The organism is Erysipelatoclostridium sp. An173 (assembly GCF_002160495.1).
GTDB classification, from domain to species: Bacteria; Bacillota_I; Bacilli_A; order Erysipelotrichales; family Coprobacillaceae; genus Thomasclavelia; species Thomasclavelia merdavium.
This window is the reverse complement of the sequence record NZ_NFKR01000008.1, coordinates 85888-99965: the sequence shown is the minus strand read 5'-3', so window position 1 is coordinate 99965 and position 14078 is coordinate 85888. Positions and strand designations below refer to the sequence as shown.

Genomic DNA, 14078 nt, shown 5'->3' with positions numbered 1-14078 from the left:
TATTTAATATCACAGGTCCATCTTATCGAATCAAAGATAAATTAAATCCTAAAAAAACTGAGAACACTTAATTGCAACAAATTGGTCAAATTATCTTGACTTTTATACCACACTTTTTAAGTAGCTACTTTAGATTCATCAGATAATCAAATACATATTGAACTACTTCCTATTTCAAATCATCAGCAAATATTGATTTAGTCATTGTTATATAACTCTTTCCTATTTTTGATTTAAGCTTATGAGATTGTACTATATACTAACTAATCCGTTTTTTATTCCAGCATTAACATCTATCAAAAAATAATCAGCTAAAAAAATATGTATTAACACTAAATAAAGGATATTTAATTTTAACTAGAGCATACTATATAATATCTATAGGCAAAAATCGTAAAGATGTCATAGAAACGAAAAAAGGAACGCTGCAACGTTCCTTTTTTATAATATTATTATTAAAACAATTTGCCTATTATGATTAATTTATAAAATTATTCTTTAAAAAACAACTAATTTATTCTGAAAATAATAGATAATATAATTCGCTAATCAACAATGAACTATCTTTCCTTTCAATGAATTTATCTTAATCCAACAAAGACACTGCTCTTTGTTGGATTACTATTTCTAATTGTTTTAATCTATTTTTACTTAATCTATATTTTGATTGATTTTTAAAATGAAAATCCAATAACTTTCTTACTTTTTCCTTTTGTCTACTATTCATGAGCGGCTTAACATAAGCAATGAAATCTTGATAACTTGCTGGTTGCCTTGTTTCTATATAATTATTAATATTTTTGAAATCATCTTCCATAGCATAACATAGTAATGATAGTCCATTATCAAAGATTGGTGCTGGGGCAATAATTTTATTAGTTTGATTGTCTATCAATAAACCAAAGTTACCAAAATGTCTATCTTCATTTAAAATGACAGCATCAAATACAAGCATATCAATAAACTCTTGATAGAAATTTTCTCCTAAACTTTGATAGTAACTTCTAACCGCTTCAATTCCTCCAGTTTTTACAAGTCTACCAATTGGAATAAATGACTTGTCTAAACTTGTGAATAATTCACATGTCGAGCACAATTTACCTTTCCATTTAGATAATCCATATTCAACATAATGAAGTTCCATAGTCTTTGCAACTTGACTTGCATAATATTCCGAATATGGTTCTAACCCACTATTAGCAAATCCTTCTGTACCCGACTTATAAAGAAGAACTTTACCCTTAATTCTACGCCATGATTTTGCAAGCATTCCATTTGTCGTAAATTCAGGTGATGAACGAAACGAACTTCTTGTATAACTTCCATAACCCGTAAAGGCAATAGAAGCGATATTTGTATTAAAAGAATTTGTATATAAATTTTTATCTGCAAACTTATCTTTACAATTTTCTTGAACTATCCAATAACAATCATTTAATGATAGTCCCTGACATATATCTATAATTCCTTTAGTATCTTTTTCATTCAATCCAAGGCGAGCTAAAAAATTGCTAACATATGCCCTATTTCTAGGGATTGTTCTTTTTTCTAACCATTTTTTTAATGATTGATTTGTTAATTCTAGATCTAAAGGTAATAAGTGTTTTAACTCTTCACTAACTGTTTTAATTTTTACTTCTAAACCATCATTTGTATTTTCCATAGAAAAATACAATAAATCATTATCAAACTGTTTTAAAATATAATTCATGAAAAACACATCCTTTCTGTTATTTAAAAAGACACTTAAAAAATTAAAGTGTCCTAAATCCTTTTATGGTGGAGATGAGGGGAATCGAACCCCTGTCCAAGCATAATCCCTCCAAAGCGTCTACAGTTTATCTCATTAAATAAATTTAATTAGGCTACAATCAATGAGCAATTTTCCACCTAACGAGCTTATAAGATTTTCGTAACAGTTACCTAAGCTATAACTGTTCTTATCCTATGAGTTATGATACCAGCTATTTAATTATAGGCACATTAAACAGTGGCAGCTTTCATGTCTATGTCGACTAAGCGAAAGCGTAATTAGTTTGTCTGTTTCCAGTTATTTTTTTGATGCATTTAACGAATGCCTTCGACTGCAGCTAAGGTCAGACATATACCTGTCGAACCCAGGACATCCCCATTAGTAATTCTTAAGAGCTCGCTGGATTTCTCTTTTAGAATCACGTTCTTTAATATCTTGACGTTTATCATAAAGTTTTTTACCACGAGCTATTGCAATTTCTAATTTGGCTTTACTGCCTGTATTAAAGTATAACTTAGTTGGAACAACTGTCAAGCCTCCTTCTTTTATTTTATTAGAAATTTTTAAAATTTCTTTTTTATGTAAAAGAAGTTTACGATTACGTCTTGGCTCATGATTAAAACGATTGCCATGACTATAAGGAGAAATGTGCATATTTTCTACAAAAGCTTCATTATCTTTAATTCTGATAAAAGCATCTTTTAAATTGACGTTACCTAAACGTACTGATTTAATTTCAGTACCTTTAAGTTCAATTCCTGCTTCATATGTATCTAAAATAAAATAATCATGATATGCTTTTTTGTTATTAGAAATAATTTTCATAGCCATTTCTCCTTTTTTTATTAACGACGTTTTCTTACTTTCTTTTTTCCTTTATAACGACTACGATTGCGTCTTGCAAATTCTGGTTCTTCATGTCGTTTTCTATGACGAGATGAATCGTTGCGTCGTTTTTTACGTTCACTGTCACTTCGCTTATTTATTATAACAGTTTTTCTAGGTTTTTTGTTAGATTTTATACCAACAATTTCAAAATCCACTGTTCGATCTTTTTTAGATGCACTAGCTACTCTGACTTTTACTCGATCAGACATCTTAAATACTTTACCATTTCTTTGACCAACATAACGTAAGTTACGTTCATCATAATAGTAAAAATCATCGGTTAAATCTGTAACATGAACTAAACCATCAATTGTATTATCAAGTTCTACAAAGAAACCAAAATTAGTAATTGAAGTTATTGTTCCTTCAAATTCTTCACCTAAATGCTTTTCCATGTATTCAGCCATTTTCATATCATCAACTTCGCGTTCGATATCAATTGCTTCACGTTCCCGATATGAAGTTTGTTCAGCGATTTCTGGCATTAGTTCTTGATAATAGCGAATAGTCTTTTTATCTACAGTATTTTCAAAAATAAATCTTCTAATCATCCGATGGACAATTAAATCAGGATAACGTCTAATTGGTGATGTAAAGTGCGTATAAAACTCATCAGCTAGACCAAAATGTCCTAAACATTGTTCATCATAACGAGCCTTTTGCATACATCTAAGCAATAAAGTAGATATAATTGTATGCTCTGGTGTGTCTTTACTTGCTTCTATAATAGCACTTAATTCATTAGGATAAACATTTTCAAGTGAACCTTTAATAGTATAACCTAATGTTTTAGCAACATTTGCAAACTGTAACAATTTTTCTGGTTTAGGATTTTCATGAACCCGATATAAAAACGGTAACTCTAACCAATAAAAATGTTCAGCAATAGTTTCATTAGCCAGCAACATAAATTCTTCAATAATATGTTCACCAATTCCTCGCTGTCTTAATACAACATCAATTGGATTACCACGATTATCAACGATTACTTTAGCTTCCTTAGCATCAAAATCTATTGCACCACGTTTAAAACGTTTCTTTTGTAATATCGATGCTAATTCTTCCATCAAGAAAAATAAATCTTTAACATGACTATATTGTAATTGCATAGCTTGATCATTAGCTAAAATACGATTTACATTAGTATAAGTCATACGCTCTGTTGAGTTAATAACTGATGGCACAATTTCATGATCAACAACTTTTCCTTCAGAATCAACTTCCATAAAACAAGAAATAGTTAGACGATCTACATGAGGATTTAAAGAACAAATACCATTAGATAATTTATGCGGTAACATTGGAATAACTCGGTCAACCAAATATATTGATGTTCCTCTTGCAAATGCTTCTTTATCTAAAGGTGTACCCTCACCAACATAATAAGAAACATCGGCAATATGCACCCCTAAATAATAATTACCATTATCTAATTTCTTTAATGAAATAGCATCATCTAAGTCTTTTGCATCTTCACCGTCAATAGTTACGATAACTTCATTTCTTAAATCCACGCGACCATCTAAATCATCTGCAGTAACGCTATCTTTAATATCACTGATTTGATCAAAAACATCTTGTGGAAATTCTACTGGTGCATCATGTTCATAAACTACTGATAAAACATCAATTCCCGGATCATTTCGATGTCCTAGAACTTTGACAATATCACCTTTTAAATATGGTTTATAAACTTTAATTTCAACAACAACTTTATTTCCTACTACTGCTCCATGTAAATGAGCATGATCAACAAAAATAAGATTTTTAAATAAACGATCATCTACTTCAACATAGCATTCTCGTTTTCCTTTTTTAACTTCACCAACAAATCTGGTTTGACCACGACTAACGACTTTTACAATCGTTCCTTCAGGTTTTTTGTCATCACCACTTTTAGTTATCTCAACTAAAACAGTATCTTTATTAAAGGCATCTTTCAAACCACTTTGTGGAATAAAAATATCTTTTTCCTGATTTTCAACAGTTACAAAACCATATCCTTGTTTATTAAGGGTCAATGTTCCTAATACCATACCAAATTGATTAGGTAAATAATAATGATTATACTTATTACGAACTACTAAACCTTCATCTTCAAGTTCATTTAATGTTTTTACCAGTTTGACGAACTGTTCACTGCTTTGATAATTCAATTTAGCAGCAATTAAGTCTATCGAACGCTCTAAATAACTATTATCCTTCAATAAAGCTAATATTTCCTCTTTCATAGTTTCACCTCCTCCTTTCTTGAAAATAAAAATAGGACCTTAGCCCTATTAATTATGACATTCGTAAAATGATTGCAATTACAAAGAACACAATCGCTAATCCAGCAGTAACTCTTGTTAAAATCAATTCCGCTCCTCTTTCTTTTTGATGAGCAAATAAATTTGAACTTTGTCCTGTTAAAGCATTAACAATTCCATCAGACTTACCACTTTGTAATAAACATAATATAATAAGTGCTATCGATACAGCAACTAATATTCCATTTAAAACAGTTTCAAACATAATATGCCTCCTAATAGATACTTTGATACATTGCTAAAACATAATAACATATTTTTTTTCAAAAAACAATGATTTACTGATTACTTTGTTCGCTGACATCAATCATTTTTAACTTCCTTCATTACCTCTTCACTCTTTTTAATTAAATGCATTAATTTAAAGTACTACAATAGCTTAACTAATGGTTATTTCAAAATCAGGAAACTATCATCATTGTATTTAAATTTTTGTTATAATAATTATCAAAAGTATTAGCTATTATAAGGAGAAATCAAATGAAAAAAATTGCTTTTTTTGATATTGATGGAACAATGATCAATGTTCCTAATAATATTATACACCCAACTAGTGAGACAATGCGCGTTTTAAATGAATTTAAACAACAAAAAAATTATATTGTTGTAGCTACGGCTAGAGGAAGTGTCCCTAGTAGTATCCAGGACATTGATTTTGATGGCTATATTTTCAATGATGGCCATTATATTATTTTTAATAATCAAGTATGGATCGATGATATTTTTACTAAAGATGAAATAGCTAAACAAATGGCTGCTTATAAAAAATATGATGGCAAAAGTATGTTTGGTGGTCATGAACTATCCTGGTGTGCTTGCCCAGATGATCCAATGGTAACTAATCATCGTGAAATGTTCTCAGGAACCAGCGCTCGTCCTGCTAATTTAATTGAAAAATTTGAAATTGAAGATGTTGAAGCAATATCATGTTGTGTATTATTTAAAACAATCGAACAATTACAAGCTTGTTATGATGAATTAAAAGAAGATTTTACAATAGTACCTTATTATACCGGACTAATTCGAATGGACGTTTATAAAAAAGGCTTTACTAAAGGAACTGCATGTAAATACATGTTTGAAAAATTAGGTATTCCAAAAAAAACAGTTATGCTTTTGGTGATGGTATCAATGATAAAGAAATGCTTCAGCTTGTTGGTCATGGTATTGCAATGGGCAATGCCATTGATGAAATTAAAGCAATTAGTGATGATATTACTGATAGTGTTGATAACGATGGTATTGCCAAAGCATTTTATAAATATTTTAAAATCTAGTCAAAAACACCTCTTATTTAACATACGAGGTGTTTTATAATTATAAATTTCGTTGTAAAACAATAACATCTAAATCGCGATACTTACTGCAACCAATTTTTTCAAATCCTAAACTGTGCCAAAAAGCTAATCCTTTTTGATTATCTTTAATGCATGCTAGTTGAATCAAATCAAATTGCTGGCATTTTTCATCAATAAATTTATTAATAATTTTCGTTCCAAGTCCTGTTCTTTGTTTATTCTGATCGACTAAAAATAAACCAATCCAGACACATTTTTGATCATGAATCATCGAATAACGATATCCTTTTTGATAATCAATAATTGAAACTAAACTATCATCATCAAATACTTTATAGACAACATGATCATTTTGATCAAAACCATCAGGAGCATGCATGTCATTTATCAAATACTCTTTAGTAGGTGTAAGTTTTTCTATTTGATAATAATCAGTTTGTCGTTGATGAAAAGCACACAACTGCTCATCAACTACCTTTACCAATTCAAATCTAAGCATTATCAACACCTACCACATAATAACGATTACTATCATAAACCATGACGATATTAGCACTTGTAGGAAGCTGCTGATCTTCAACATTATATTCTAAAGAAATCAATACATTATAATAATCATTATCCTCTAATCCTTCAATTACAACTTTTGAAGGTGAATAAGAAATAATTTCATAATTAGTTACTTCTAAATTCGGATAAGTATCCCGATATAAATAAAATGATTTCAACGCAAATGAATTAAATTCACTTTGCAAACTAGGATAAATATAATCAATACCACCTACTTGATTTTCTTCTTTATCATTTAACGTAAAATAATCAACTGCAAAATATGATGCCGCTAACTGACACTCTTCACTGCTTAAACCACTTTGAAAAGCACGATCTAAACGATTATAAATATCACTCAATATTTCATTAGAATCACTTTGACTATATGGTGTAGCAACATACTGGGCTGGATTTTCAATTGTAGTACTAGGATAGAAATATGTACTTACTGCAAAAATAACCGCACCTAAACAAATAATAACCATAAAACGATCAAATATTTTTCTACGTTCGCTTCTTTTAGCTCGATAACGTTCTAGATGTTTAATCTTAGGTAAATTATCGCTTTTTAAGAAAATATTAATAATCGTTAATACTGGTTTATATTTTCGACTAACCATATTAGTCATTTCGATAAATAATTCAAAAATAAACATTAAAATAATAAACATCAGGGTTCCTAAAGCTGAATCATAATAAAAAATATATGATGTTAATGAAAATAAAAAAGTAACCCCATATAAAACTAAAACACTTTTACGATGTCCTAATTTTAATTTAAACATTAAATTATGATGTAAATGCGCTCGGTCGGCTTCACTGAACTTTTTATGATGAACTTTACGACGAACTATTGCTATCAATGTATCCATAATTGGCACCATTAATACAACGATCGGTGCCCCTAAAGTAAAAAACGTAGAAACATTGTAACCAAATCCTAGTAATGAAATTACCGAAATCATAAAACCGATATATAAAGAACCACAATCCCCTAAAAAAACTTTAGCTGGATGGAAATTATAAAACAAAAAGCCCATAATAGCACCGGCTAATAATAATGATAGTGAGGCAATATCAGTTCGACCACTAGTATATGAAGTCATCGAAATTGTAAACAAGACAATAATTGATATACCTGAAGATAAGCCATCTAAACCATCTATTAAATTAATCGCATTCGTAATTCCCACGATCCATATAACAGTAATAATTCCAGGAATAACTGGAACTAAATTGCTAGGCAGATTATCAAAACCTTTTAAATAAATATTACCATGAACAATAACGATCAAAGCAGCTGCTATTTCAACTATTAATTTAGTTTTCGGTGATAGATCATAAACATCGTCTAATAACCCAACGAAAAAAACTAAAAAGCCAGCAATTAAAATAGCATTGATCTGCGGATCTGTTTTTAAAAAAATAACCGATCCAATTAATGAACTTATATATATTGCATAACCGCCTATTCGGGGGACGTCTACTTTATGAACTGTTCTTTCATTTTTATGAGCTACAATTCCAAGCTGGGCCCCTGCTTTCATAACAATAGGAACTAGGATAGCGGAAATGACCATTGTAACAACAAATGACATTATTATACTTAGATTCATCTTTTCACCAACCTATCTTTGTATATTATCAATTATTTTTTTATAAAATACAAGACAAAATCATTAAATAGTTTTATAATGATATTATTAAGGAGGAAAACGAAATGCATAAATTAGGAATTTCAGTATACCCTGATAAATCACCAAAAGAAGAGGTATACGCGTACATGGAAAAAGCCGCTAAATTAGGGTTTAAAAGAATCTTTACTTGTTTCTTATCAATCCCTGAAGATAAGCGCGAAAGTTATTTGGTGGAATTTAAAGAATTCATGACAAAAGCTCATGAATTAGGATTTGAAGTAGCTGCTGATACTAATCCAGAAGTATTTAAATTAATCGGTGCTACTCCTGATAATTTAAAACCATTTGTTGATTTAGGACTAGATATTATCAGAATGGATGGAAATTTTGGGACACAAGGTGATATCCAGCTTACTCGTAACCAAGACAATATTAAAATTGAATTCAATGCTAGTATGGATTCTGGAGTTGAACTATTAATCAAAAATGGTGGTAACCGTGAACAAATCATTATGTGCCACAACTTCTTCCCAGAACGTTATACTGGTTTAGATTTTGACTTATTCCAAGAATACAACAGATACTGGAAAGAGTTAAACTTACACACAGCCGCATTTGTTTCAAGCAACAATGAAAATACAATTGGTCCTTGGCAAGTATTCTGCGGTTTACCAACTGTAGAAATCATGCGTGGTTTACCAATCGATTTACAAGCCCGTTTAATGCTTGCTGCTGGTAATGTTGATGATATCTTAATTGGTAACTATCCAGCTACTGATGAAGAATTAGAAGCTTTATCAAAAATCAACTTCCAAGCAATTGAAATGCGTGTTGATGAAGTTCCAGAAATCACTGCTAACGAACAAATGATCATATATGAATTTGGACCTCATTGGGATCGTTATGATCATTCATCATTCATGTTAAGATCTAGTATGCCAAGAGTTAAATTTAAAGAAAAAGCGTCTGTTCAAGACTTTGGTTTATCTTCTAATCAAACTGTTGTAGATAAAAATATTCCCCATCATGACTGTGATAAAAAAGTATTCACTCGTGGTGACGTATTAATCGTAAATGATAATTTAGCACACTATCGTGGTGAATTAGAAATCGTTTTAACTGAAATCCCAAATGATGGTGAACGTAACTTAGTTGCCACTATCAAAGAAGAAGAACTTCAATTATTAGATTTCATTAAACCAGGACATCATTTTGCTTTGAAAAAATAGTTATTGCAAATTTAGCTACCGGTTTTTCCGGTAGCTTTTATATATATTATGGCAGTATTTTTTATTTTAACTCATTATTTAAACTAACTTTTTTTCTTGTCATTAAAAATGCTGAAATAATTGAAACAAATGGTACCGTTAAAATAACTCCTAGCGAACCAGAAATACCTTGAATAATTTCGATGCCAATACTATATGAATTAAACATTTGTAAAAATGGCATATCATAAGCATGGAAAACAACTAACGTACTTAAAGAACCACCAGTAAATGCTAAAATCAAAGTATTTGACATCGTTCCCATCATATCGCCACCGATTTTGATCCCACTTTTTAATAATTCTTTAGCTGAAATATCAGGACGACGATATTTGATTTCCTCAATAGTTGTGGCAATTGACATTGCAGTATCAATAACTGCTCCTAGTGAAGCAATTAATATTCCTGAAAATAATAAACCACTAATATCTAAATGACTATTTTGGCCAATATAAATCAACGTTTCAATATCATCAACATTAAACCCATTGATATTGCTTAAAGTTCCAAAAAGACTAGCAAATACCCCTGCAATAACAACCCCAACGATTGTACCCAATATTGAACATAATGTTTTCATTGAAAAACCACCAATAAAATACATTATTACCATTGTCGTTAAAATTACTACTAATACCGCACTAAAAAACGGTGAAAACCCAATATACATCATTGGAATATACAAAAAAATAATACATATAAACGTAAAGATCAAACCAAATGCTGATGTTAATCCTTTTTGCTTACCAATTAATATTAATAAAAACAAAAATAAAGCTACCATCAAAATTAAAGTATTCGTTCGATCATAATTATAGACACTAGCGCTAAGGCTACCATCATACTCACTTAATTGAACGATCACTCTTGTTCCAACTTTGCAATCAGCCCCATATAAATAACTATCAATATTAGTAGTTTGAACAATTTCACCTTCATATTCACCCGATAAAATTTCCACATTAACAATTTGGGTACCAACTTGATTACCTTCACTATCACGATTTTCTTCAATTATTTCCACTACCCGTGCTCTTGCAAATTCGTCGCTGCTTTCATCAAGTAATGGTGTTTTTTCAATGCTGCTATTAAAAAAGTATAAAAAAACCAGGAATAAGATAATAGCCCCATAAACACAAAAGTGACCTATTTTTTCCTTTTTACTCATTTGTTTAAATTTTTGAATTAATTTCATTACTGCCTCCTATTAGCATAAAACAAGGCAGAACAAGCTGCCTTGTTGATTAAATTTTATTATTCTTCAATTCTTTTTCTTCTAAGAATTCTAGCACCAGCAATTCCTAATAATGATACGATTGCTGCCATTAGTGGTACACCTGCTTGTAAATCATCACCTGTTTTTACACTACTATTAGTTTTATTTCCAGTTGAAACAGCTGGTTTAGATGTATCATCACCTGGTGTAGTAGGTGTTACTGGTTTATCAGTTAAATCATTAGCGTTAGCTTTTGAAACAAATTCATTTACAGTAGCTGTTAATTCTTCCTGTAAATTAGTCAACTCTGTTTTAGTAATAGTTGCTTCATTTAAATTACCTTTTAAAGTATTTACTACTTTAGCATAGGCATCAACGACATCTTTAGAATATTCACCTTTTTTATTACCAACTACAGCATTAGCAATTTGATCTTGAGCTGCTGTAAATTGATTTTCTAATGCAGTAAATTCATCTTTAGTTACTACTTCATTTTTAGCTGTTACTAATTTGTTGTAGGCATCACCGATTGCTTCTTTACTTACTGCTACGTTAGTATCATTTTCATATAATGTTTTATCTAATAATGTAGAGAAACCTTGTACTAAAGCTTGTGAATTAGGATCTTTATACTCACCTTGAGCATAAGCGTAATAATTTAATGGATCATTTGCATTATTACCATTGATAGATGAATCATAAGCACCACTTAATGTATTTACAGCTTCCAAGTCATCACGTGAATCTAAAACGGTATTAACATTATTTAATGCTTCATCAATTCTTGTTTTAGAACCACTAGTAACAGTAGTTGTATCAATTGCTTCGACATCCTTTTTAGTTTCAACAATTGAAGTTGCATTACCATCTTTTGTTAGAGTTACATCATTAGCATATTTATTACCATCATAATCATAAGTTTTAATTGTTAATGAATCACCACTAAAATCAATTGTTGAAAAAGTTGGAACTGGTGTATTAGAACGTTCAGCAATATAATATTGTTTAGTTGTATTTAATGTATAGAATTTACTTCCTGAAGCTGAACCAGCTGCAATATATAAAGTTCCTTCAGGGTTATAAGCTGAGCTTGTATCTGTACCAACACCATCAGTTTCAATTACTTTACCATCTAAAATTTGGAAAGTACGAGCATAAGAGTGATCATGTCCTGTTAAACATAAATCAATACCAAATTCATCCATTAAAGGTGCAAATAAAATTCTTAAGTTAGCCCCATCAACATCACTATGTGGAGAACCTGAACCATAAATATCATGATGGAATAATACTACTTTCCATTTAGCATCTTTATGGCTATTAATTGCTTCTTGCATTAAAGCACGATGTTCTTCAACATTACGGCTATTACTATTTAAACTAATGAATAATGTATCACCATAGCTATAATAATAATCACCACCAGATTCAGTTTTCCCTAATTCACTAGCATTAGGATTATTATAATGATAACTATAATCATCAACTTGTGATTCATGGTTACCAATAGTTGTTGCTAGCGGAACACTTCTTAAAACGCTTGGATATAAGAATCCGGCATATTCTTGTTCACGAATTAATTCACCTTCACCATTTGAACCGTATGATGAATAATCGATTTGATCTCCAGCTGATAAAATAAAGCTGGCATTTTCAGCAATCCCATTTTCACCTAAAGCTGTTGTTAATGTTTTATTCCATGCATAAGTATTAATAGCAATACTTTCATCATCTTCTGTTCCTTGACCAGTACTACTTGAAGCTCCAATTTGTGGGTCTCCAACTAATACGGCTTTAAAATCAGTAAAGCTATGTGTTTGATAAGTGTAAACAGTACTCCAGTTACCATCAACAGTATATTGATAATAGTATGTAGTGTTTTCTTGTAAATAATCAGTAACTGATACTTTATTACTTGCTTTATAAGCATTAAAACCATTAGTTTTATTGATATCAGTAGCAGTTCCAGTTACTTCATATGCATTCGACATATCTTGATTTGTAGACATTTTTACCTTTGGTGTTCCTTTAGTTTGTGAATACCAGGCAAAATTTAAATCAGTAGGTTTGCTTCCTGGTGTTAAAACAATTTTACCAGTATCTTTTTCTTCATTGTTATTCCATTGGTTATCATACCAGTTTTGATATTCAGTTGTAGCTGTAATTCCATTATTTAGATTACTAGTACCATCATTACCTGAATATTCACCAAAGGCGAATGTAGGTACAACTGTCAAACTAGCTAACGATGAAATAGTAGCTAAAGAAACAATAAATCGTTTTTTCAATTTCTCGTTCATCTTGAATCCCCTTTTTCCTTAATTACCTATTAAATTGTCGTACATCTAGTACGCCAATTATTTTACCCCGTAAAAAAAGGGAGTCAATTAAGTTTACAAACACTTTATCATTTTAACAAAAACGTAAAAAATGATGTTTTTTCTTAAGCAAAACTTAATCAAAACATCATTTATTCTTACTTGTTTTTTTGTTTTTAATAGCTAACTTATTTAATTGCTTCCACCCCTCTTGGATTATCTAAGCCATATTTTTTAGCCATTTTTGGAAAAGCTTCATTTAAAAAGTTAACTAATTTCATTGCATCAGGATACTTTGTTAAGATGTTTTCAATTTGATATGGATCATTAACAACTACACCCTTATCTTTTAAAAATCTAATAATCGGCAAACTATCATATATACATGTATTTTCAAATTTTAAGATATTATCTTTTAAAACAATATCAAAGTCCAAATAATATTGAATATGAACCATTACTGTTCCAACAGCCCCAGTTTGCCAGATTTTTACAAACCACTTAGCCGGATTATATTCAATAACTCCCTGATTATAAATACGACTACACATTGATAAACGAATTTCACTAACATCACTATAATCAATTTCTTGATGTTTACCATTATGATCTAATACGATCTTTTTACCAAAAATCAAATTATCACTATCTTCTTTTTCATTTCCCTCTAAACAAATATTAATCTTAATTCTAGGACTTGGATGAAAATCAACAAATTTATTTATTTGATTCAATGCTTCGCGTTTCATAAGATTAGCTCCTTTCAATATTAAATAATCATTCAATTATTTAATATTCCTATTTTTTATTATCTAACTAATTTTTCAATCAAAACATCC

At 30.1% G+C, this 14078-nt stretch carries 10 protein-coding genes, 1 other RNA gene and 1 pseudogene; 2 read left to right on the top strand and 10 right to left on the bottom strand.

Annotated features, from left to right (window positions below; all coding sequences use genetic code 11):
* Positions 1-586 precede the first annotated feature (586 nt).
* From B5F09_RS05525 to secG, 5 genes are all read right to left on the bottom strand, one after another.
* Positions 587-1711 carry an XRE family transcriptional regulator gene (locus tag B5F09_RS05525; protein WP_239404260.1) on the bottom strand — a complete coding sequence of 375 codons (1125 nt, stop codon included), beginning with the start codon at positions 1709-1711 and terminating at the stop codon, positions 587-589.
* 66 nt (positions 1712-1777) lie between these two features.
* Positions 1778-2130, bottom strand: a transfer-messenger RNA (tmRNA) gene (ssrA, locus tag B5F09_RS05520).
* 1 nt (position 2131) lies between these two features.
* The gene (smpB, locus tag B5F09_RS05515) at positions 2132-2584 is read right to left on the bottom strand and encodes an SsrA-binding protein SmpB (RefSeq protein ID WP_087301621.1); all 453 of its coding nucleotides are present in this window, start codon (positions 2582-2584) and stop codon (positions 2132-2134) included.
* Between the two features lie 14 nt (positions 2585-2598).
* Positions 2599-4872, bottom strand: a complete 2274-nt coding sequence (gene rnr, locus B5F09_RS05510; protein WP_087372389.1) for a ribonuclease R — start codon at positions 4870-4872, stop codon at positions 2599-2601.
* Positions 4873-4924: 52 nt separating this feature from the next.
* Complete coding sequence (secG, locus tag B5F09_RS05505) at positions 4925-5155, bottom strand: preprotein translocase subunit SecG (protein ID WP_087301625.1); 231 nt, start codon at positions 5153-5155, stop codon at positions 4925-4927.
* A 275-nt stretch (positions 5156-5430) separates the two neighbouring features.
* Here secG and B5F09_RS05500 point away from each other — a divergent pair.
* A pseudogene (locus B5F09_RS05500) lies at positions 5431-6227 on the top strand (HAD-IIB family hydrolase).
* A 40-nt stretch (positions 6228-6267) separates the two neighbouring features.
* Here the strand turns inward: B5F09_RS05500 and B5F09_RS05495 are convergent.
* On the bottom strand, positions 6268-6747 hold the full coding sequence (locus B5F09_RS05495; protein WP_087372382.1) for an N-acetyltransferase: 480 nt from the start codon (positions 6745-6747) through the stop codon (positions 6268-6270).
* Positions 6740-8416, bottom strand: coding sequence for an MraY family glycosyltransferase (locus tag B5F09_RS05490; protein ID WP_087372379.1), 1677 nt, complete (start codon positions 8414-8416; stop codon positions 6740-6742). The genes B5F09_RS05495 and B5F09_RS05490 overlap by 8 nt, the downstream gene beginning before the upstream one ends.
* 104 nt (positions 8417-8520) lie before the next feature.
* Here B5F09_RS05490 and B5F09_RS05485 point away from each other — a divergent pair, with 104 nt between their 5' ends.
* Positions 8521-9666 (top strand): DUF871 domain-containing protein, encoded by a 1146-nt coding sequence (locus tag B5F09_RS05485; protein WP_087372376.1) that lies wholly within the window; start codon positions 8521-8523, stop codon positions 9664-9666.
* Between the two features lie 61 nt (positions 9667-9727).
* Here the strand turns inward: B5F09_RS05485 and B5F09_RS05480 are convergent, their stop codons facing one another.
* The 3 genes from B5F09_RS05480 to B5F09_RS05470 all read right to left on the bottom strand — a co-directional run bounded on the left by B5F09_RS05480 (position 9728) and on the right by B5F09_RS05470 (position 13988).
* On the bottom strand, positions 9728-10900 hold the full coding sequence (locus B5F09_RS05480) for a YibE/F family protein (protein WP_087372373.1): 1173 nt from the start codon (positions 10898-10900) through the stop codon (positions 9728-9730).
* 59 nt (positions 10901-10959) lie between these two features.
* The gene (locus B5F09_RS05475; RefSeq protein ID WP_087372370.1) at positions 10960-13221 is read right to left on the bottom strand and encodes a metallophosphoesterase family protein; all 2262 of its coding nucleotides are present in this window, start codon (positions 13219-13221) and stop codon (positions 10960-10962) included.
* A gap of 206 nt (positions 13222-13427) precedes the next feature.
* Positions 13428-13988 (bottom strand): hypothetical protein, encoded by a 561-nt coding sequence (locus tag B5F09_RS05470; RefSeq protein ID WP_087372366.1) that lies wholly within the window; start codon positions 13986-13988, stop codon positions 13428-13430.
* Between the last annotated feature and the right edge of the window lie 90 nt (positions 13989-14078).

Excerpts from the sequence above, each read along its gene's own strand:
- B5F09_RS05490 (WP_087372379.1), bottom strand. The coding sequence starts at position 8,416 with ATGAATCTAAGTATAATAATGTCATTTGTTGTTACAATGGTCATTTCC.
- B5F09_RS05485 (WP_087372376.1), top strand. The coding sequence starts at position 8,521 with ATGCATAAATTAGGAATTTCAGTATACCCTGATAAATCACCAAAAGAA.
- B5F09_RS05495 (WP_087372382.1), bottom strand. The coding sequence starts at position 6,747 with ATGCTTAGATTTGAATTGGTAAAGGTAGTTGATGAGCAGTTGTGTGCT.
- B5F09_RS05475 (WP_087372370.1), bottom strand. The coding sequence starts at position 13,221 with ATGAACGAGAAATTGAAAAAACGATTTATTGTTTCTTTAGCTACTATT.
- secG (WP_087301625.1), bottom strand. The coding sequence starts at position 5,155 with ATGTTTGAAACTGTTTTAAATGGAATATTAGTTGCTGTATCGATAGCA.
- B5F09_RS05470 (WP_087372366.1), bottom strand. The coding sequence starts at position 13,988 with ATGAAACGCGAAGCATTGAATCAAATAAATAAATTTGTTGATTTTCAT.
- rnr (WP_087372389.1), bottom strand. The coding sequence starts at position 4,872 with ATGAAAGAGGAAATATTAGCTTTATTGAAGGATAATAGTTATTTAGAG.
- B5F09_RS05525 (WP_239404260.1), bottom strand. The coding sequence starts at position 1,711 with ATGAATTATATTTTAAAACAGTTTGATAATGATTTATTGTATTTTTCT.
- smpB (WP_087301621.1), bottom strand. The coding sequence starts at position 2,584 with ATGGCTATGAAAATTATTTCTAATAACAAAAAAGCATATCATGATTAT.
- B5F09_RS05480 (WP_087372373.1), bottom strand. The coding sequence starts at position 10,900 with ATGAAATTAATTCAAAAATTTAAACAAATGAGTAAAAAGGAAAAAATA.